Origin of the sequence: Alloyangia pacifica, from assembly GCF_020524285.1 — a bacterium.
GTDB classification, from domain to species: Bacteria; Pseudomonadota; Alphaproteobacteria; order Rhodobacterales; family Rhodobacteraceae; genus Salipiger; species Salipiger pacificus_B.
In genome coordinates, this window is record NZ_JAIVKX010000012.1 from 13,759 (window position 1) to 32,818 (window position 19,060).

General features: G+C 69.0%; 17 protein-coding genes. 8 read left to right on the top strand and 9 right to left on the bottom strand.

The window, feature by feature from the left end:
* Positions 1–86: 86 nt before the first annotated feature.
* Positions 87–965 carry an alpha/beta hydrolase gene (locus LC039_RS16945; RefSeq protein WP_226626656.1) on the top strand — a complete coding sequence of 293 codons (879 nt, stop codon included), beginning with the start codon at positions 87–89 and terminating at the stop codon, positions 963–965.
* Between the two features lie 28 nt (positions 966–993).
* On the opposite strand, the gene LC039_RS16950 is transcribed toward LC039_RS16945, so the two are convergent.
* From LC039_RS16950 to LC039_RS16970, 5 genes are all read right to left on the bottom strand, one after another.
* Positions 994–4,869, bottom strand: a complete 3,876-nt coding sequence (locus LC039_RS16950) for a non-ribosomal peptide synthetase (RefSeq protein ID WP_226626658.1) — start codon at positions 4,867–4,869, stop codon at positions 994–996.
* A 1-nt stretch (position 4,870) separates the two neighbouring features.
* Positions 4,871–5,107: a phosphopantetheine-binding protein gene (locus LC039_RS16955; RefSeq protein ID WP_226626661.1), complete on the bottom strand. Its 237-nt coding sequence runs from the start codon at positions 5,105–5,107 to the stop codon at positions 4,871–4,873.
* Entirely contained in the window at positions 5,104–6,732 is a 1,629-nt protein-coding gene (locus LC039_RS16960) for a (2,3-dihydroxybenzoyl)adenylate synthase (protein WP_226626662.1), read from the bottom strand. Before LC039_RS16960 ends, LC039_RS16955 begins: the two co-directional genes overlap by 4 nt.
* Before the next feature lie 143 nt (positions 6,733–6,875).
* Positions 6,876–7,295: a DMT family transporter gene (locus tag LC039_RS16965; protein WP_226626664.1), complete on the bottom strand. Its 420-nt coding sequence runs from the start codon at positions 7,293–7,295 to the stop codon at positions 6,876–6,878.
* Positions 7,292–7,795, bottom strand: a complete 504-nt coding sequence (locus LC039_RS16970; protein WP_226626665.1) for a DMT family transporter — start codon at positions 7,793–7,795, stop codon at positions 7,292–7,294. The genes LC039_RS16965 and LC039_RS16970 overlap by 4 nt, the downstream gene beginning before the upstream one ends.
* A 262-nt stretch (positions 7,796–8,057) precedes the next feature.
* Between LC039_RS16970 and LC039_RS16975 the strand changes: the two genes are divergently transcribed.
* Positions 8,058–8,804 carry a dienelactone hydrolase family protein gene (locus tag LC039_RS16975; protein ID WP_226626667.1) on the top strand — a complete coding sequence of 249 codons (747 nt, stop codon included), beginning with the start codon at positions 8,058–8,060 and terminating at the stop codon, positions 8,802–8,804.
* 49 nt (positions 8,805–8,853) lie between these two features.
* Here LC039_RS16975 and LC039_RS16980 read toward each other — a convergent pair whose 3' ends face one another.
* On the bottom strand, positions 8,854–9,177 hold the full coding sequence (locus LC039_RS16980) for a hypothetical protein (RefSeq protein WP_226626669.1): 324 nt from the start codon (positions 9,175–9,177) through the stop codon (positions 8,854–8,856).
* Between the two features lie 270 nt (positions 9,178–9,447).
* Positions 9,448–10,110, bottom strand: coding sequence for a GntR family transcriptional regulator (locus LC039_RS16985; protein ID WP_226626670.1), 663 nt, complete (start codon positions 10,108–10,110; stop codon positions 9,448–9,450).
* Positions 10,111–10,378: 268 nt separating this feature from the next.
* On the opposite strand from LC039_RS16985, the gene LC039_RS16990 reads away from it, so the two are divergent.
* The 6 genes from LC039_RS16990 (at position 10,379) to LC039_RS17015 (ending at position 16,319) form a co-directional block, all read left to right on the top strand.
* A complete protein-coding gene (locus LC039_RS16990; protein WP_226626673.1) occupies positions 10,379–12,934 on the top strand; it encodes a membrane-bound PQQ-dependent dehydrogenase, glucose/quinate/shikimate family in 2,556 nt (851 codons plus the stop codon).
* A 477-nt stretch (positions 12,935–13,411) separates the two neighbouring features.
* Positions 13,412–13,822, top strand: coding sequence for a hypothetical protein (locus LC039_RS16995; protein WP_226626675.1), 411 nt, complete (start codon positions 13,412–13,414; stop codon positions 13,820–13,822).
* Positions 13,819–14,472, top strand: a complete 654-nt coding sequence (locus tag LC039_RS17000) for a MotA/TolQ/ExbB proton channel family protein (protein WP_226626678.1) — start codon at positions 13,819–13,821, stop codon at positions 14,470–14,472. The genes LC039_RS16995 and LC039_RS17000 overlap by 4 nt, the downstream gene beginning before the upstream one ends.
* Positions 14,473–14,497: 25 nt before the next feature.
* Positions 14,498–14,857, top strand: coding sequence for a biopolymer transporter ExbD (locus LC039_RS17005; RefSeq protein ID WP_226626680.1), 360 nt, complete (start codon positions 14,498–14,500; stop codon positions 14,855–14,857).
* Positions 14,857–15,243: an ExbD/TolR family protein gene (locus LC039_RS17010; RefSeq protein WP_226626683.1), complete on the top strand. Its 387-nt coding sequence runs from the start codon at positions 14,857–14,859 to the stop codon at positions 15,241–15,243. The genes LC039_RS17005 and LC039_RS17010 overlap by 1 nt, the downstream gene beginning before the upstream one ends.
* On the top strand, positions 15,240–16,319 hold the full coding sequence (locus tag LC039_RS17015; RefSeq protein ID WP_226626686.1) for an energy transducer TonB: 1,080 nt from the start codon (positions 15,240–15,242) through the stop codon (positions 16,317–16,319). The genes LC039_RS17010 and LC039_RS17015 overlap by 4 nt, the downstream gene beginning before the upstream one ends.
* A 41-nt stretch (positions 16,320–16,360) precedes the next feature.
* Here the strand turns inward: LC039_RS17015 and LC039_RS17020 are convergent, their stop codons facing one another.
* Together LC039_RS17020 and LC039_RS17025 are read right to left on the bottom strand one after the other, a co-directional pair.
* Positions 16,361–17,110, bottom strand: a complete 750-nt coding sequence (locus LC039_RS17020) for an autoinducer binding domain-containing protein (RefSeq protein ID WP_226626688.1) — start codon at positions 17,108–17,110, stop codon at positions 16,361–16,363.
* An 84-nt stretch (positions 17,111–17,194) separates the two neighbouring features.
* Positions 17,195–19,000, bottom strand: a complete 1,806-nt coding sequence (locus LC039_RS17025) for a TRAP transporter permease (RefSeq protein WP_226626691.1) — start codon at positions 18,998–19,000, stop codon at positions 17,195–17,197.
* Between the last annotated feature and the right edge of the window lie 60 nt (positions 19,001–19,060).

Consider the following 19,060-nt stretch of genomic DNA (forward strand, 5'->3'; position numbering starts at 1 on the left):
TCTTCGGCACGATCGGCCATTGCAGCCGGCGCCAAGGGAAATTACTTGAGTGGTATTGTCAACTAATAAGCCCGAGAGCGAACGTCATGTGCGCAAGCGCCCCCAAGGCCCCTCTGCCGCCGCACCAAGGGCGGGAGGCGACGCTGGAAATCCTTTCGGCCCCCGTTGCTTCGCATGTGCTGAGCAGCCGGGTGCTGCCGCGCGGGACCTGCGGGCCCACGGATCCCGAGGTGCCCGCAACGCGGCTCTTCCTCGCTGTGCCCAAGGCGCCCGCGCCCGAAGCCGGTTGGCCGATCCTCTACCTGCTCGATGGCAACGCGGCCTTCGATTTCCTGACCCCCGCGCTGCTCGAGGCCGCGCCGCGGCTGATCGTCGCCGGGATCGGCTATGACACCGACAAGCAGTTCGCCCGCGCGCATCGCATCTTCGACTACTCGCCGCCCGAGACCCCCGGCGCCGCGCCGCGCCCGGACCCGCATCACCCCGAGCGCCTTGCAGGCGGCGCCGAGGCCTATCTCGCGCGGCTGACCGGCGGCATCCGCGCCGAGGTGGAGCACGACCTGCCAGTCGATCCCGAGCGGCGCACGCTCTGGGGCCACAGCTTCGGCGGGCTCTTCACGCTCTTCACCGCGCTGACCCGGCCCGGGAGCTTCGCCCGCTTTGCGTCGATCAGCCCCTCGGTCTGGTGGGACGAGGCGCTGGTCACGCGGCTGGTCACGCAGCGCAGCATCGCGGAGGGCGCGCCGCGGCCACTGCACTTCGGCATGGGCGACAAGGAGAAGCGCACCGGCAGCGCCGGGCCGCAGCCCGAGGGGCCTCCGCCGCCCACCCTGCAGATGATCGAGCGGCTGCAGGCCGCGCCCGCCGGGCTGGAGATCGCGGCGCAGGTCTATCCCGGCGCGGTGCATATCGCCTCGCTGCCGGCCTCGCTGCCCGGCGCGCTGGCGCTGGCCTCCCGATCCTAGGAGACGCCGCGGGCGACCGCGCCGCAACTCAGGCGCTGCGCCTCTGCCGCCGACCCTCCGCCTCGGCCTGCGCCATGCGCGCCGAAAACTCCGGTCCCAGCGCATCGGCCGCCACCTGCGAGACCATCTCGGGATGCAGCAGCGGCAGGTCGAGCGCCTCGACCCGCGCCGCGTGGCTGTCCCAGAGCCCCGCGTGCAGGTCGCGCCCGGCGTGGTCCCGCGCGGCGCGGACATGGGTGAGGGTGCCGCCGTAGCGCCGGTGCTCATGATTCCGGATCAGACGGTTGGTGCCGGTGACAAGCTGCACCACCCCGTCGAGCACCGCGTCGGGCAGGCTGCCGAGCGGCGTGCCGCCCTGCTTGAGGAACCCCACCACCGCCGCGCGGCTGTCGAGCTCGGGATGGCTGTCCGGATCATGCCCGGCGATGACCAGCAAGGCGCGAAGCGCCTCGGCGTCCGACAGCTCCGGCTCGGCCCGCCAGCATTCGGCGGGGTAGCTGTCGAGCATGGCGACCAGCCCCGGCACGCGCCCGCGCGCGGCCAGTTCCACCGCGATCTCCTGCGCCAGGATCCCGCCGACCGACCAGCCGGCAAGGTGGATCATCCCCTGCGGCGCCTGCGCCTCGATCCGGTCCGCGTAGTCCACCGCGAGCGTGCGCAGACTGCCCGGCAGCGCCTCGCCCGTCAGAAGTGGCGACTGCACGGCGTAGACCGGGCGCGGCGCGCTCAGCGCCCGCGCCAGCCGCCGGTATCCCCAGCCGAGGCCACCCGCCGGGTGAAGGATAAAGAGCGGCGCCCCCTCCCCCTCGGCCAGGGGCAGCAGCGGCGAGAGGCCGGCCCGCGCCGTATCGGCCATCTCCAGCGCGCGGGCGAGCTGGGCAAGGCCGGGGGTCTCGAAGATCTGCCCGAGCCCCGGATCCTGACCAAAGATGGCCTCGATACGGAAGCTGAGCGTCAACGCCGTCAGGCTGTCGCCGCCGAGGTCGAAGAAATCCGCCTCGCGGCCCGGGGTCTGCGGCAGGTGCAGCACCTCGCGGTAGAGCGCGGCGAGCCGCGCCTCGACCGGACCGACCGGCGGCGTGCCCTTCGGCATCTCCAGCACCGGCGCGGGCAGCGCCTTGCGGTCGAGCTTGCCCGAGCTGGTCATCGGCCAGCTCTCCAGCGCCACCACCGCCGAGGGCACCATGTGCGAGGGCAATGCCGTTGCCAGTTCCGCCAGCAACGGCGCGGTGTCGAAGTCGGGCCCGGTGAGCACGTAGGCCACGAGGCGCGGGTCCGCGCCGCCGTCAGCGCGGGCGAGGACCACGGCATCACGCACCTGGCCGGTCGCCTTGATCGCCCCCTCGATCTCGCCCGGCTCGATGCGCATGCCGCGGATCTTCACCTGGTGATCGGCCCGTCCCGCGTAGACCACCGCGCCGTCGGGGCGCAGGTAGGCCACGTCGCCGGTCGCATAGAGCCGCTCTCCGGGGCGGAAGGGATCGGCAATGAAGCGCTCCTCGGTCAGGTCCGGACGCCCGAGATACCCGCGCGCGAGCTGCAACCCGCCGAGGTAGAGCTGCCCGTGCACCCCCGGCGGCACCGGACGCATGCGGGCGTCGAGCACCATCACGCGGGTGTTCCAGACCGGGAAGCCGATGGGCAGCGGCAAGCTGTCGTCCTCGGGGGCTGCGTCCCAATAGGTCACGTCCACCGCCGCCTCGGTCGGGCCGTAGAGGTTGTGCAGCTGGGCCTTCACCCGCGCGTGGAAGCGGCTGCGATGCTCGGCGGTCAGCGCCTCGCCCGAGCAGAAGACGCGGGTGAGCGCGAGCCCCTCGGAGGCCGGGGCCTCGAGGAAGGCCGAGAGCATCGAGGGTACGAAATGCATCGTCGTGATGCCCCGGCGCCGCACCAGCCGGGCGATCGCCGAAGGGTCGCGATGCGCGCCCGGCTCGGCAAACACCAGCGTGGCGCCGCAGAGGTAGGGCAGGAACAACTCCCAGACCGAAACGTCGAAGGTTGTCGGCGTCTTCTGAAGGATGACGTCCTGCGCGCCGATGCCGTAGTGATCGCGCATCCACAGCAGCCGGTTCACGATGGCGCGGTGCTCGATCATCACCCCCTTGGGCTCGCCGGTGGAGCCGGAGGTGAAGAGGATATAGGCCAGATCGTCCGGCGTGGTGCCGGGCTCGGGCGCCTCGCCGGTCTCGGGCCATGCCTCGGGTGCGAAGGGCGCCATACCGCCGGCGTCGAGATCCGCCTCCGCCAGCAGCGCGACCGCGCCGGTGCGTTCGAGCAGCGCGGCGAGACGGGCGGGCGGGTTCTCGGGATCGAGCGGCACATAGGCCGCGCCCGCGCGCAGGATCGCCACCAGCGCCACGGCCAGATGCTCGGAGCGCGGCAACGCGGTGGCCACCACCTTGCCCGGCCCGGCGCCTTGCGCCCGCAGCGCAGCGGCGAGAGCCGCCGAGCGGCGGTCCAGTTCGCCGTAGCTGAGGGTCGTATCGCCGTAGACAACCGCGGGCGCCTCGGGCGTGGCACGCATCTGCGCGCAGATGAGGTCGGTGAGAGTCGCCTCGGGGATCGGGTGCTCGGTGGCATTGACCTCCTGCACCGTCCAGCGTTCCTCGGCAGGCGTCAGCGTGGGCACGTCCGCCAGCCGCGCCGCGCCAAGTGCGGCGGTGAGGAAGGCGGCCAGACGGTCGAGATGCGCGCGCGCCTCATCGGCAGTGTAGAGCGCCGGGTTGCTGTCGATCTCCAGCGACAGCGAAGCGATGGCATCGCCGCGGAAGGTGGCGGTGATGTCGTCCACCGCCCCGGCCCCGAGGATGTGCAGATGCGCCTCGAGCCCGGCGAAACGCGGCGGCATGTCGAAGGGCTGCACGTTGATCATCGGCCCGTAGAGCCGCGCGTCGATGGCCGTGCGGCGCAGGTCGCGGCGCAGGTGCTCCGAACGGTAGCGGCCGTGCTTGCGCAGCGCGCCGAGCCGCTGTGCCTCGGTCTTCAGCAGCTCGGACAGCGGCGCATCCTCGTCGGGCTCGCAGCGGTAGGGCAGCACGTTCATCCACATGCAGGGCACGCGGGCGGCCTTGGTGCCCATGCGCGCCATGAAGGGCAGGCCGTAAACCCGCTCGCCCACGCCCGAGACGCGCGAGAAATAGGCGGCGCTCAGCACCGTGAGCGCATCGGGCCAGCCGACGCCCGCGGCCTTGGACACCGAGTTCAGCGCCTCGCAGAACTCGGGCGGCAGGTCCAGCCGCGCGCGGTCGAAGCGCGCCGAGGTGACCGCCCGCCCCTCGGCGGGACCGGCGACCGTTTCGAGCCCGCGCATCTCGTCCTGCCAGAAGGCGGCATCGGCGGCGCGGCGGTCGGACTGGCGGTAGGCGGCGTCCTCCTCCAGCACCGGCTCCAGCGCCTTGAAGGGCGCGGGGGCCTTGCCGGTGGTGTCCGCCGAATAGAGCTCGCCGACCCGGTTGGTCAGCAGCACGATGCCGAAGCCGTCGGTGGCGAGATGGTGGATGCGCTCGTACCAGAAAGCGCGATCGCCGCCGAGCAGGTAGAGCACAAAGCGCCCGGCCTGCTCCGCGGCCAGATCGACGGCGCGACCGCTGTCGGCCTGCATCCGAGCCAGTGCCTCGTGCTCGGGACGGTCGGCCCCCGAGAGATCCACCACCTCAAGCAGCGGGGCCTCATCAGCCAGCCATTGCCGCGGCGCGCCGCCCTCCATGCCGAAGCGCAGACGGAGCGCCGGGCTCTGCGCCACCGCCGCGTCGAAGGCGCGGTGGAAGCGCGCCACGTCCAGCGGGCCGCGGAGCTCGATGTACTGGCCGCAGTTGAAGATCGGGTTCGCGCGGTCCAGTGCCTGTGCGTACCACAGACCCTCCTGCGCCTCGGTCAGCGGGAAAGCCGCGCGCCCCGTCGCCATGTCAGGCCCCGGCGTGCTGGGCCGCGACGACGCCCCACCAGCCGGCAAAGGTCTGGTGCTCCCAGATCTCGGAAAGATCCGCATCCTCGGCCTCGTCCTGCCAGGTCATGACCAGCGACATCAGCCGCATCGAGTCGAGCCCCAGGTCGAAGAGGTTGGCCTCGGCGGTGATCTCCTCGGGGGCGATCTCCAGCGCCTCGGCGATATCGGCGCGCATTTTCTCTTGCGTGAGGCTCATGCGGCGTCTCCTTTTTCCAGGTATTTCTCTTTCAGCGCGGCGCGCAGCGCCTTGCGGCTGACCTTGCCCACGGCGGTGGTCTCGAATTCGGGCACGAAGACGATCTGGTCGGGCACCTTGAACTCGGCGATGCCGCGACCGCGGACGAAGGCCTTGAGATCCTTCGACTGGACCTCGCCTTCTTCCGAGCGCACCACGAAGGCACAGGTCTTCTCGCCCAGGAAGCGGTCGGGCAAAGCCACCACCGCGGCGTCGAAGACGCCTGCGTGGGCGATCAGGTGATCCTCGACCTCCTCGGCCGAGATCTTCTCGCCGGCGCGGTTGATGTGGTCCCCGGCCCGGCCCCGCACCTCGAGATAGCCGCCGGGCAGGCGGCGCACCACATCGCCGGTGCGGTAGAACCCGTCGGGCGTGAAGCTGCGGGCGTTGGCCGAGGGCTCCTCGTGGTAGCCGCGGATGGTGTAGGGCCCGCGGGTGTAGAGATTGCCGGGCTCGCCCTCGGGCACCGGATTGCCGTCGTCGTCGAGCACCAGCACCTCGTCGTCGGGGCTGATCGGGCGGCCCTGGGTATTGATGATGATCTCTTCGGGATCGTCGAGACGGGTGTAGTTCACCAGCCCCTCGGCCATGCCGAAGACCTGCTGCAGAGTGCAGCCGAGCACGGGGCGGACCTTTGCCGCCGCCTCGGGAATGAACTTCGCCCCGCCGACGCCAAGCACCTGCAGGCTCGACAGGTCGTGCTTGCTGCGCGGCGCGGCCTGCATCCAGAGCAGCGCCAAGGGCGGCACCAGGCCGGTGATCGTCACGCCGTGCTCGGCGATCAGGCGGAAGGCGACCTCGGGCTGCGGGTTGGGGCTCATCACCACGGTGCCGCCCGCGTGCAGCGCGCCGAGATAGCCGGGCGAGCTCATCGGGAAGTTATGCGCCGCGGGCAGCGCGCAAAGGTACACGCTCGCGTCGCTCAGGCCGCAGATCTCGGCAGAGGCGCGAACGCTGTAGAGATAGTCGTCATGGGTGCGCGGGATCAGCTTCGGCAAGCCCGTCGAGCCGCCGGAGATCTGCAGGAAGGCAACTTCGCGCGGGTTGCGCGGAACCGGGGCGGAAAGCCCTGCGTCCCCAAGGCTGTCGAAGGCGATGAACTCCGCCGCCTCGCCAGCGACGATCACCTGCGCGATGGCCTCGACCTCGGCCAGAACCCTACGCGCCAGCGGCAGGTAGTCGAAGCCGTCATGCCGGTCCGCGACCACGTAGGCGCGCGCGCCGGACTTGGCGGCCAGATGCAGCACCTCGGTTTCGCGATGCGCCGGCAACGCGTAGACCGGCACCAGCCCAGCGTAGAAGAGACCGAAAGCGGCGGCGAGGAATTCCGCCCGGTTCGGCAGCTGCACCAGTACCCGGTCGCCCGGCTCCAACCCGAGATCGGCGAACCCCTCGGCGGCGATGCGGGCGCGGCGGGCAAGCTCGGCATACGTCCAGCGGGTGTCCCCGGCGACAAGGGCGAGGCGCTCGGCGTGAGCCGCCGCCAGCCGGTCGAGCATCTGACCAAAGGTCTCGCCCTGCCAGTAGCCCTTTTCCACATAGCGCCGCGCGAAATCTTCGGGCCAAATCTGCTGGGGGATACTCATGGTCATGTCGCCTCTGACTGTTCCAGAGCGACCGCGTGACCGGTCGCGCCACCTTGCGCTACCAATCACTACAAAAATGGTCAACTTACAAGACCGTGTTTCTTAGACGGAATGCCAAGCCCCGTGCCGCGCGTCAGGTCGGCTCAGCCCCTGCGGCTCAGGTAGACCCCGAGCAGGATCAGCGCCACGCCCGAAATCTGCATCCACAGGATCGCATCCACCCCGCGCAGCAGATCGAACGCGACGCTCGACAGCATCTGCCCGGCGACGAGGAGCCCGCCGGTGAGCGCCGCCCCGAGGCGTGGGATGAGCCAGCTTCCGCTGGCGACGAAGACCACCCCGATGGCGCCTCCGGCCCAGGCAAACCAATGCGCCGAGACAGCTTCGGCGGGCCACAGGCTGCCGGCGAGCAGCGCGCAGGGCACCAGCACGACGAAGCCGACCAGGTGATTCCAGAACGAGGACTGCATCGCCGAGGTCGAGAGCGCCAGCCGCCCGTTCAGCTGCCGCGACAGAGACACCAGCATGCCCGAGCCGATGCCGAGAAGCACCATCCAGATCATGCGCCGCTCCCCCGCGCGAAGATGATCAGCAGCGTGCCCACGATGATCGCCGCCAGCGCCAGCAGATCGTTGCGTCGCGGCAGACGGCGCTCCAGTCCCAGCGCCCCGGTGGCGTCGAAGATCAGCGCCAGCGCCACCTGCCCCGCGAGACCCAGCGCCATCGTGCCGGTGAGCGCCAGCGAGGAGTTCACCACCACGGTCGAGACCACCACCGTCAGCGCCCCGGAAATGCCCCCCAGGTAGGCCCAGAGCGGGGCCCGACCGCCGGGCCCGCGCCGCAGCGCGGGCCGGCGGACCCAGAACACCCCCAGCAGCAGCACCGCCACCAGAGAGCCGACACCATGCGCCGTGAGCGAGGCAAAGATCGGCGTGGTGTGCGCCGCCATCATGCCGTTGCTGAGCAGCATGAGCGTCAGCAGGCTGCCGGCGCAGAGCGCGGCGAGAATCTCGAGCGGGTGCGGCCGGCGCGGCGCTTCGGCGCTGGAAGTGCGGGCTACCATAAAGTGTCCTGCTGTCTGGAATTCGCGTGCCACCTCCTTACCCATCGTAAGGGATGGACGTAAGCCCCCGGATGCACGCGGCGCGGCGCCAACCTTCCAATCGCGCAGGCTCGCATCGAGGCCGGAGAGGGCGGAACCGCGGCCCAAGCCGCCCCGCCCCGGCCCGCAAGAGCGTTGCCGCCGGGGCGCGCGGCGCTACCTCCCCCTTAGTCGTTACTCACGATGCCCGCGAAGACGGGCCGGTCGCACAAGGGGAGAATTCATGCGCATTGCTATCACTTCGATGACCATCGCGGCCGCCACGGCGGTCGGCACGGCGGCATTGGCCGAAGACGTGTCCTATACCGTCGATGATGAGACATTCACCGGATATTGGGCGGAAGCGGAATCTCCCAAGGGGCTCGTGCTGATCATGCACGACTGGGACGGCATGACCGACTACGAGCGTGAGAGAGCCAACATGCTGGCCGATATGGGCTACAACGCCTTCGCCCTCGACATGTTCGGCGACTCGACGCCGACGGAAACGATGGACCATCGGCGCGCGGCGACCGGTGCGCTCTACGAGGACCGGGAGCGGATGCGGACCCTGATCAAGGCCGGCGTGGATGAAGCCTTGTCACGCTCGAGCGTCGAGCAAATGGTGGTCGCGGGGTATTGCTTCGGCGGCGCGGTGGCGCTCGAAATGGCCCGCAGCGACATGGCTGACACGGCGAGCGGATACGCGACGTTCCACGGCGGCCTCACCACCCCCGAGGGGCAATCCTGGGGCGGAGACGAGCCGCCGCTGCTCGTGCTGCATGGCGGGGCGGACACATCCATCAAGATGGAAGACGTCGCCACCCTCGCGACGGAACTCGAAGCGGCTGGCACGACCTACACGATTGAGGTGTTCTCCGGCGCGCCGCATGCGTTCACCGTATTCGGCTCCGACAGCTACCAGGAACGCGCCGACGTCGCGAGCTGGGATGCCTTCAACAGCTTCCTGTCGGCGCAGCTTCCGGGCTGAGGTCTTCATTGGATGGGGGAGAGGCAGGGCGAGCCCTGCCTTCTCGTCCTCAGGCCATCCCGCCGTACCCCATGAAGCCGACGGTGGGGTTGCTCCCATCGGACCCCACCGAGCATTGCCAAGGCGCGCCGCTGGGGCCGATCCGCATGTAGACGGAGCTTCGGGCGCCGGAGGATCGCGATCCAACGACCTTCAGCCGGCCCGAGGTTTCCGCCGCCAGTTTTGCCCGGCACGCGCGCACGGCCGCGTTGCTTGCAGAAAAGCGCCCTTCGACGAAGCCCGTGGAAAGGGGCTGAATCTGCGGCCCTCGGCCACAGGCACTTACGGCAACAAGGATACTCACCATCGCGATAGTCCTGACCTTCTCGATCACCGGCAACCTCCCTCTCCATCGGCAGTCCCACGCAGCCTGATGCACACGGCGGCGCGTCTCAAGTGGGGCTGTCGAAATCGTGTCCCTTCCCTCCGGGCTTTGCCGCGCGGTCCAGAGCATGCCAAGCCCGCCCAACCGTCGAGGTGGCGTTGTGGCATGCGGTAGGTTTGCCAAGTGCCAGGCGGCGGGTTTGGGAAGCAGCCCCCCACGGCCTAAGAACACCAACATGGGGTCGGGGCTTGCGCGGACTTTCGTCGTCCTCCACGGGATCTACAGGAAGAGTTCCGGTCGTTCCTGCTGAAACTTGGCCATGCGAAGTCGCCCACGCGTGAGGTGCTCGCGCAGGATGGATTTCGCCTCACCCGCATCCCGCCGCCTGAGCGCCGCGACGATGCGCTTGTGATCGTCGAGCAAGAGCTGCGCGTTGCCCGCTTCGCCGAGGTTCAGGCGGCGAAGACGGTTCAAGTGACTGCTTCTTGTCTGGATGAGCGTCCAGAGGGGCAGCATTCCCACGGCCTCGAATTGGCCGCGGTGGAAGTCGGTATCGAGTTGGCTGAATTTGCCGAAATCCCCGATTTCCAAGGCGCTGGCCTGAGCGCGCAGGATCGCATCGAACTCCGGCCCGATGTCTTCCTCCATCCGGCAGGCCATCTCGACGACCTCAAGCTCCAACGACAACCTTAGGATGGCCGACAGCCGCACCTCTTCGAGGTCTATCGGGCTCACGATCGTGCGGGCTCTCGGGTGAATCGCAATCAGGCCCTCGCTGCTCAGCGCCTGCAGGGCATCGCGGACCGCGGTCGAACTCACGTTGAATTTCGCCTGCAAGGCTTTGCGGTTGAGCGGCTCTCCGGGCATCAGCCGCAGGGCGTAGATGTCCTCGCGCAATGTCTCCACGATCTTGTCCGATATTGGTTCGATTGCTGGCTTCATCGCGCACCGCCGGATCATTGAGCACTGGTCCATTTCTCTAAAGCAGCGCGTCGGGGCGATCCATCCGCAACCGGCCCGCGATGTCATGAGGCACTCTGCCACATGCGACAATCTGTCTTGCAACTACCATACCAGCGTGCGAAAGCGCATCTGATGCATCAGTTCCCCATGTTCCGATGCTCGCAATAACGAACCTCCCAGAGCTCCGTCGCACCTCCCCCTCGCAGGTCCGACGCCTGTTTTGCAGATGGAGCGAAAGAACGGACCAATGACCAACACAGAAAGATCCTTCCGCGGGTCGGGCATCCTCCTGCTCGTCTACGCAGTGCTGGCCCTGCTGACCGGGGCCGCACTCCTCTATCTTGGGGCGCGGCTCGCCCTCGCGGGCGGCAGCGTCTACTACATCCTCGCCGCCCTCGCGACGCTGGCCATCGGCGTGCTGATCCTGCGCAAGTCCGCCCTCGCGGTCTGGCTGCTCTTCGCACTGTCCCTCGTCACCCTGATCTGGGGCCTTGTCGAAACCGGCTGGAATGGCTGGGCGATGATCCCGCGCTTCGACTGGCTCATCGTCATGGGCCTGTTCATGGCGGCCCTCTGGCCGGTGTCCCGCCGCGTGTTCGGCAGCATCGAGAAACCGCTCGCCCGCGGACGCTACTTCGGGGCCACCCTGGCGGTGCCGGCGATCATGCTGGTGTGCATCCTGATCCCGATCTTCGCGAATCCGGAGGTTGATCTGGCCGAGGCGGATCCCGCACGCACTTCGACCGGCTTCAGCCGCAGCAACCCCGAAAAGACCGATGGCGAAGTCGCCGCATCGCACGACGCGGAAAGCTGGACGGCCTATGGCGGCTCGAACCTGAGCCAGAAATACTCCCCCGCGGCGGAGATCACCCCGGCGAATGCCGCGGGCATGGTCAAGCTGTGGGAATTCCACACCGGCGATTACCGCCCGGCAGGCGCCAAGTACGGCTACGCGGGCGAGAACACCCCGCTCAAGGTCGGCGACACGCTCTACATCTGCACCACCGGCCAGCAGGTCTTTGCGCTCGATGCCGGCACCGGCGCTGAGAAGTGGCACTTCGATCCCGAGGTCGACCCGGAAGCGCGCTTCACCAACGGCGTCACCATCTGCCGCGGTCTCGCCTATTACGAGGCCCCCGAGCCGGTCGCGGAATGCCAGACCCGCCTCATCTGGGGCACCATGGACAGCCGCCTCGTGGCAATCGACGCCGAGACCGGCGAAGCCTGCAGCGCGTTCGGCGAAAACGGCGCCTACGACCTGTCGCAGGACACCGACTCCGACGTGCCGGGCTTCATCGGCGTGACCACCGCACCGACGATCATCGACGGGGTGGCCGTGGTGGGTCACAAGATCACCGACGGCCAGGACTACCGCGCCCCCGCGGGCGTCGTGCGCGGCATCGACGCGGTGACCGGCGACATGCTCTGGGCCTGGGATCTTGGCCGCGAAGATCCGACCGCGCCGCTGGCCGAGGGTGAGCATTTCACCCATGCCACGCCGAACGTCTGGTCGCCGATGGCGGCCGACGCGGACCTGAACCTCGTGTTCGTCGGCACCGGCAACGCCTCGGGCGACTTCTACGGTGCCGACCGCACCGAGCGTGACGAGGAGTACACCGATGCGGTGATCGCGCTCGACGCGCGCACCGGCAAGGAACGCTGGCACTTCCGGACCGTGAACCACGACCTGTGGGACTTCGACATCGGTCCGGCGATGAACCTCGTCGACTGGCCGACCGAGACCGGCACCCGCCCGGCGATCATCCAGGCCACCAAGGCCGGGCCGATCTTCGTGCTGGACCGCGAAACCGGCGAACCGCTGGAGCCGATCGAGCAATACGACGCCCCGGACCAGCCCGGCGTGCCAGACGACTGGGTTGCCGACACGCAGCCGCTCTCGCCCAACATGCCCAACACCGTGGGCGCGCCCAACAAGGGCGACATGGAGCTGCTGACCGAGGCGGACGCATGGGGCATCTCGCCCTTCGACCACCTGATCTGCCGCATCCAGTTCAACCAGATGCGCTATGACGGGCTCTATACCCCGCCGACCACCGGCATCGGCTCGATCGGCTATCCCGGCAACCATGGCGGGATGAACTGGGGCGGCGGCGCCATCGACCCCGAGCGCGGCCTGATGCTCATCAACTCCGAGCGGCTGCCCTACCAGATCTACCTGATCCCGCGCGACACCATCCCCGACGCGAAATCGGTGGTCGACAAGCGCAACCACAAGGAGAGCTTCATGCCGCAGATCGGCCTGCCCTACGGCGCCAAGAAGGCCCCCTGGATGGGCCCGCTCGACATGCCTTGCGTTGCGCCGCCCTGGGGCTACGTGGCGGCGCTTGACCTGCGCTCGAAGGACGTGCTGTGGAAGCAGCCGATGGGCTCGGCGATGGATTCCGGTCCGCTGGGGATCAAGATGGGCCTGCCCATCACCATCGGCACGCCGTCCAACGGCGGCCCGCTGGCGACGGCCGGTGGCATGATGTTCATCGGCGCGGCGCTCGACCAGTACATCCGCGGCTACGACAGCCTGACCGGCGAGCTGGTCTGGGAGGAGCGCACCGATGCGGGCGTCAACGCGAACCCGATGAGCTATGAGATCGACGGCCATCAGTTCGTGGTCGCTCAGGTCGGCGGGCACTCGTCGATGGGCACCAAGACCGGCGACGGCTTCGTGGCCTGGGGCCTGCCGCCGGACGGCTACTCCGGCCCGAACATCGTCGAGTCGAGCGTCATCCTGTCCGGCGACACGGTCGATCGCGCCAAGCAGGGCGACGCCAACATGGCGGCCGAGTGACCACCCGGACCATCTAGAAGGGAAAGCGCCGGCATCGTCCGGCGCTTTCCACGTCGTGGCCCGGGAAGGTGCGGTCTATTGACGAGGGCCCCTGCTCAGACACCGTTTGCCACTCTATTGGATGCCACCCACTTTGCCCGGCGCCCACCTCTCGACCCTCCGCGGGATTGGTGCTTTCACGGTGATTGAAGCATCTGAAGAATGGTTTCTCTCCATACGGCGTGAAAGAGTTGGCCTCCCAATGCTGGCCGAAACCGCTGCCCTGTGCGGAGACCGGTGGCCGTTTCACCGGCAACACGGCTCCCCCTAGGGAAGTTTCATTCTGTATTGATTTTGTCAGGTATTGAGCATCGCTTGCGTTCGTGACAGACAGGGCGACAATGGAGTCACATCTCCCCGTGCATGCCAGCCTCCGGAGACCCGAGGGCAAGCCTTTCTAGCCAAAGTCAGGAGACCCTAGTTTTGCGCATTCTCCGCATGACCCTGCCGCTTCTTGCGCTGCTGCCGCTGCCGCTGGCCGCCCAGGAGGCCGATACCGACGGCGCGCTGTCGCTCGAGCTGAACACCACCAAGAGCGTCGAAGCCGGCTGCCAGCTGAGCTTTCTCATCCAGAACGGCCATGACACCGACATCGACGCGGCGGTCTACGAGACCGTGCTGCTGAACACCGAAGGGCAGGTCGACCGGCTGACCCTCTTCGATTTCGGCGCCCTGCCCGCGGGCCGCCCCCGCGTGCGGCAATTCGTGGTGCCGGGCACCGGCTGCGACGGGCTCGGACAAATTCTCATCAATGGCGCCAACCGCTGCGAAGCGGGCGGCGCGGACTCGGATCTCTGCATCAAGGGACTCGAGCTGAAGTCGCGCGGCGACGTGGAGGTGATCGGATGATCGACATGATCCTGGACGGCATCCGCCGCATCGCCGACCTCGGCGGGCCGGTGGTTTTGCTGCTCGTCGCCATCTCGCTGCTGACGCTTGCGGTGGTGCTCTACAAGTTCTGGCAATTCACCGCCTCCGGCGTCGGCCGCCACGCCGCGCTGCGCGAAGCAGTTGAGGCCTGGGACCGCGGCGACCGCACCGGCGCGCGCGAGGCGCTGAACCGCTCGCGCTCCTACCTGCGCCCGGTGATCGACATGGCCATGTCCGGCCAGACCGACCCGGCGCGGCTCGAGGCCGAGGCAGAGACCCGCTTCGCCCGGCTGGAAAAGGGCTTCCGCCTGCTCGACTCCGTGGCGCAGCTGGCGCCGCTGCTGGGCCTCTTCGGCACGGTGCTCGGCATGATCTCGGCCTTCCAGTCGTTGCAGGACGCGGGCAGCCAGGTCGATCCGTCGATCCTCGCGGGCGGCATCTGGGTGGCGCTGCTGACCACCGCCGTCGGCCTCGTCGTCGCCATGCCCACCGCGGTGATCCTGAGCTGGTTCGAGGCGCGCATGGAATCCGAGCGGGTGCTGGCCGAGCGCGCCGTGCACACCATCCTGTCGCCCACCGGCACCGGTGCCGAGGCGCTGCGGGCCGAGGGTGCCGCACGCCATGCGTAAGATCCGCCGGCGGCGGAGGCTGTCGATGACCTCGCTCATCGACGTGATCTTCCTGCTGCTGCTCTTCTTCATGCTGACCTCGACCTTCACCCGCTTTGCCGAGGTCGAGCTGGCCGCCGCCAGCTCCGGGGCCACCGCCTCGGACACCCGCCCGCTGTTCCTGCAGCTCGCACCCGAGACGATCCGCCTCAACGGCGCCGAGGTGACCCTCGAGGAGCTGCCGGCCAAGCTCGCCGAGACCCGAGGCGACGCCGCCGAGGAGGACGCATCGCAGCCACTCATCGTGGCGCTGCGCGGCGAGGTCAGCGCGCAACGGCTGACGGATCTGCTGGTCGCCCTGCGCGGCGTCAGCGGCTTCCGCGCCACGGTTCTGGGAGCCTCGTGATGCGCCGCAGGAAACAGAAAACCGAGCGCGAACCGACGATCGCGCTGATCAACATCGTCTTCCTCATGCTGGTCTTCTTCCTCGTCGCGGGCACCGTCGCTCGGCCGCTCGATCCGACGCTGAACCTCGTGCACACCGCCGATCTCGAGGGCGCCGCCCCGGCAGACGCGCTGGTGGTCAACGCCGATGGTTCCATGTCCGTGCGCGGCGAGGCAATCGATGCGCCGGAAGACTTTCTCGAGGCGCTCGGTGACGAGGCGATGAGCCTCGCCCGCATCGTGCCGGATCGCGAACTGCCGGCCGCCAAGCTGGTGGAGATCGGTCGCGCGCTGCGCGCCGCCGGGGCCGAGAAGGTGATGATCGTCACCGAAAGGGGGCTGGAATGATCGCATCCTCGCGCAAGGTGAAACTCGCCGCCGCGGTGCTGGCGATTTCCGCCCATGGCGGCGCGCTTCTGGCGGTGATGCCACCGACCATGCAGGCCGAGATGGAGGGCATGGCGGGCGGCACCGACCTCGCCCTCGGGACCGATTTCGCCGACATGGCCATGGGCACGATCAGCGCCGACCCGGTCGAGGAGACCGCCGAGACGGTGCAGCCCGACCAGCGGGAGCCGATCCAGCCGCAGCAGGTCGAGCAGGCCCGGCCCGTGACCCCGCAACCCGTCGCCCCGGCGGTACCCGCAGAGGCCGAGCCGCTGCCCGAGCTGACCGCCGCCCTGCCCGTCGTCCCTGCGCTGGATGCCGAGCCGGTGCTGCCCGTCGCCCCGACCGAGCAGGTCCAACCCGAGGAGCAGCCGGAACCGGAGGTTCTGGAAGCGCAGCCGCCCGAGACGGTGGACCAGCCCGATCCGGACGTGGCCGAGCCCGTGCAACCGGAACCGGAGACCCTCACCGCCGAGGCGCCGGACCCCGAGACGATCGAAGCCGAAGAGCAGGAGCCCGAGCCGGAGGAGGTCACCGAGGCCGCGCCGGAGCAATCTGCGCGTCCGAAGCTGCGCACGCCCGACGTCGCGCAGCGCGCACGGGAGCCCGACCCGCAACCCCGGCGTACGCCGGAGGCGAAACCCGAGCCGCGCCAGCAGGCCGCGCGTCCGCAGGGCAATGCCGAGCGCAACGCCACCGCCGGGGCGGCCACGGGCCGGGCCGGAGGCAGCTCCGCCACCGCCGGCAGCGGCGGCCAGGCCAGGGAGGCCGGCAATGCCGCGGCGAGCAACTATCCCGGACAGGTGATGCGCAAGCTCTCGCGCGTGCCGCGGCCGCGGGTGAACGCGCGCGGCGCAGCCGTCGTCGCCTTCCGGGTGTCCGGGAGTGGCAGTCTGGCAGCGGCCTCCGTAGCGCGCAGCTCGGGCTCTGCGGCGCTGGATCAGGCCGCCCTGCGTGTCGTGCGCAGCGCCTCGCCCTTCCCCGCGCCCCCGGCAGGGGCGCAGACAAGCTTCACGGTGCAGATCAAGGGACGCTGATCGGCGGGCGGCGGCGGGTCTCCCTGCCCCGCCCCAGTCGATCAGAGCGACAGCACGCCGCGCGCCATGGCCAACGACAGGGCCTGTTCGGGCGCAGCCACGCCCAGCGTCCGGCAGGCGCTGAGCAGGTGACGCGCCGCCTCTTCCTCGGTGATGGTGAAGCGCTCGGCGACCTCATTCAGCCGCAGCCCATGGGCGAGGTAGCTCAGCACGTCCCGCTCGCGCGGGCTGAGCTGGGCCCATGGCGACTCGCAGGCCCATTCCTGCGCCATCTGGTCACCGGGCGGCAGGATCGCGTCATTGAGCATCGCCGAGACCGCCCGAAAGGCGCGACCCGTGCCCGGACCATAAAGATCCACCGGGTCGTCCTCGCATCCCAGAACGATCGTCCGCTCGGTCTCTCCGACAACCCATGTCTGGGTCAGGAAGTAGCGGAACCCGAAATCCATCAGGCAGCCGAACATGTCGCGGCTCCGCCTGTCCCGGATGGTCCGGAGCTTGTGCGGAATGTCGACGAACTGGCTCGGCACACCGGCCTTGCACGCGGCCAGAACGCTGTCGATCTCGTAGAAGCGGGCCTGCTGGTACTGTCGCAGCCAGCGCGGGTCCATGGAGCTGCGCAGCCAAGCCAGCTCGCGCGAATCGCGCATGATCGCCCCGCAGTTGAGATCCTTGGCGCCGATCCCACGACCGACATTTACCACCGCGTCCCATGCCTCCTGCGCCCCACGGGCACCGGCGAGGGCATCCGCGGTGTCGATCAACAGCTTCGCGTAGCGTGTCGAACCCATCCCACTCACATCTTTGTCTGCGTATCCCGCAAAGATGTGACCACGGGATTGCAACAAAGACCAGCGCGAATTTTGGTCCCTCTCCTAAAGAAATGGTTGCAGCAATATTCCGCCGAACACCACCCCGAGCCCCGCGGCGATGAGCAGCCCCCGCAGCGGCGCCGCGCGGCGCCCGATCAACCCGTAGGAGACCAGTGCCAGCCCCAGCCCGATGCGGACAAAGGCAAAGAGCGCCAGCGCCGGAGAGCTGGTCAGCTCGAGCACGCCGGGGTTGGCGACCATGCCGAGCGGGATGATGTAGAGCCCGATCCCCAGCGCCATCGCCGATCCGGCCACCTTCACCCAGTTCTCGCCGATCATCCCGGCCGCGATGAACACGGCGCCGCAGACCGGCGGGGTGATCGTCGACAGCAGCGCGAACCAGAAGACGAACATATGCGCCTGCAGCGGCTCGAGGCCGAGCTGGGTCAGCGCCGGGCCCGCGACCGAAACACAGATCACATAGGCCGCGGTGGTCGGCACCTCCATGCCCAGCACGAGGCAGGCCAGCGCGGTGAGGATCAGCGACGGCCAGAGCAGCCCGCCCGAGCCCGACAGGATCAGCGAGGTGATCTTCACCCCGAGCCCGGTGACCGCCAGCACCCCGATGACGATCGAGGCGCAGAGGATGATCGAGGCGATCATCGCCACCTGCTTGGCGGCGTTGACCAGCGCCTCGGTGACGCGCTCGGCGGTCTGGCGGGCATCGAAGGTGAGCCTGCCGTTGGTCAGCAGCAGCGCGGCCCCGGCAAGGATCGCGAGGCAGGCGGCGTATTGCGGCGTGTAGCCGACGCCGAACATGCCGATCATCAGCACGGTGAAGGGCACGAGGAAGAACAGCGAGGTGATCACCACGTCGCGTTTCGCCGGCCGGTCCTCGGCGGCGATGCCCTTGAGCTCGTAGCGCGAGGCATAGGCGTTGATGCCGACCCAGACCGCCCAGAAATAGAGGATCGCCGGCAGGATCGCCGCGCCCATGATCTGCGTGTAGGGCGTGCCGGTCAGCTCGACCATGACGAAGGCCCCCGCCCCCATCAGCGGCGGCATGATCTGCCCGCCCGAGGAGGCCACGGCCTCGACGCCTGCGGCCAGCCGCTTGGGATAGCCGAGCCGGGTCATCGCCGGCAGGGTGATCGCGCCCGTCGAGGCAACGTTGGCGCTGGCCGAGCCGGAGATCGAACCGAAGAGCGCCGAGGAGAGCACCGAGACCTTGGCCGCGCCGCCGGTCAGGCGCCCCGCCGCGGCCGCCGCGACGTTCATGAAGCCCTGCCCTGCCTCGCCGGCGTTCAGCACCGCGCCGAAGATCACGAAGATCGACACCACGCCCACCGAAACCGCGGTCAGCGAGCCCCAGAGCCCGCCCTCGGCGATGGTCATCGTGCCGAGGAAGCTCTGGATCGGCGTGCCCGCGTGGCCGAATTCACCGGGGATGTGCTGGCCGAAGAGCGCGTAGGCCAGCGAAAGCACCGCCACCAGCGGCAGCGGCCAGCCGATGGCGCACCGCGCCGCCTCGATCACGCAGACCAGCAGCACCACGGCGACGCCGATCTGGAAATTGCTTTCCAGGAAACCGTACTGATCGCCGAGCATCTCGTGGTTCAGCGCGATCCAGCCCGCCGCGCCGACGCCCAGCACGGTCAGCACGGCGCCAGAGATCATCTGCCACCGGCCCTTGGCCCCGAAGAGGAAGACCCAGGGCAGGGCCGTTGCCATGTGCAAGGGTCGGCTGACGAGGTTGGGCACGAGCCCCGAGAAGACCAGCCCGAGGTGATAGACCACCACCAGCGCCGCCAGCCCGATCCACACCGCCCGCTGCCATGCCGCGCGCGGCAATTGCGTCTCCAGAGCCATGTCCTGCCTGCCCTTCGTCTCAAAAGCGGTCGGGCCGGACACATCTGCCCGGCCCGCCTT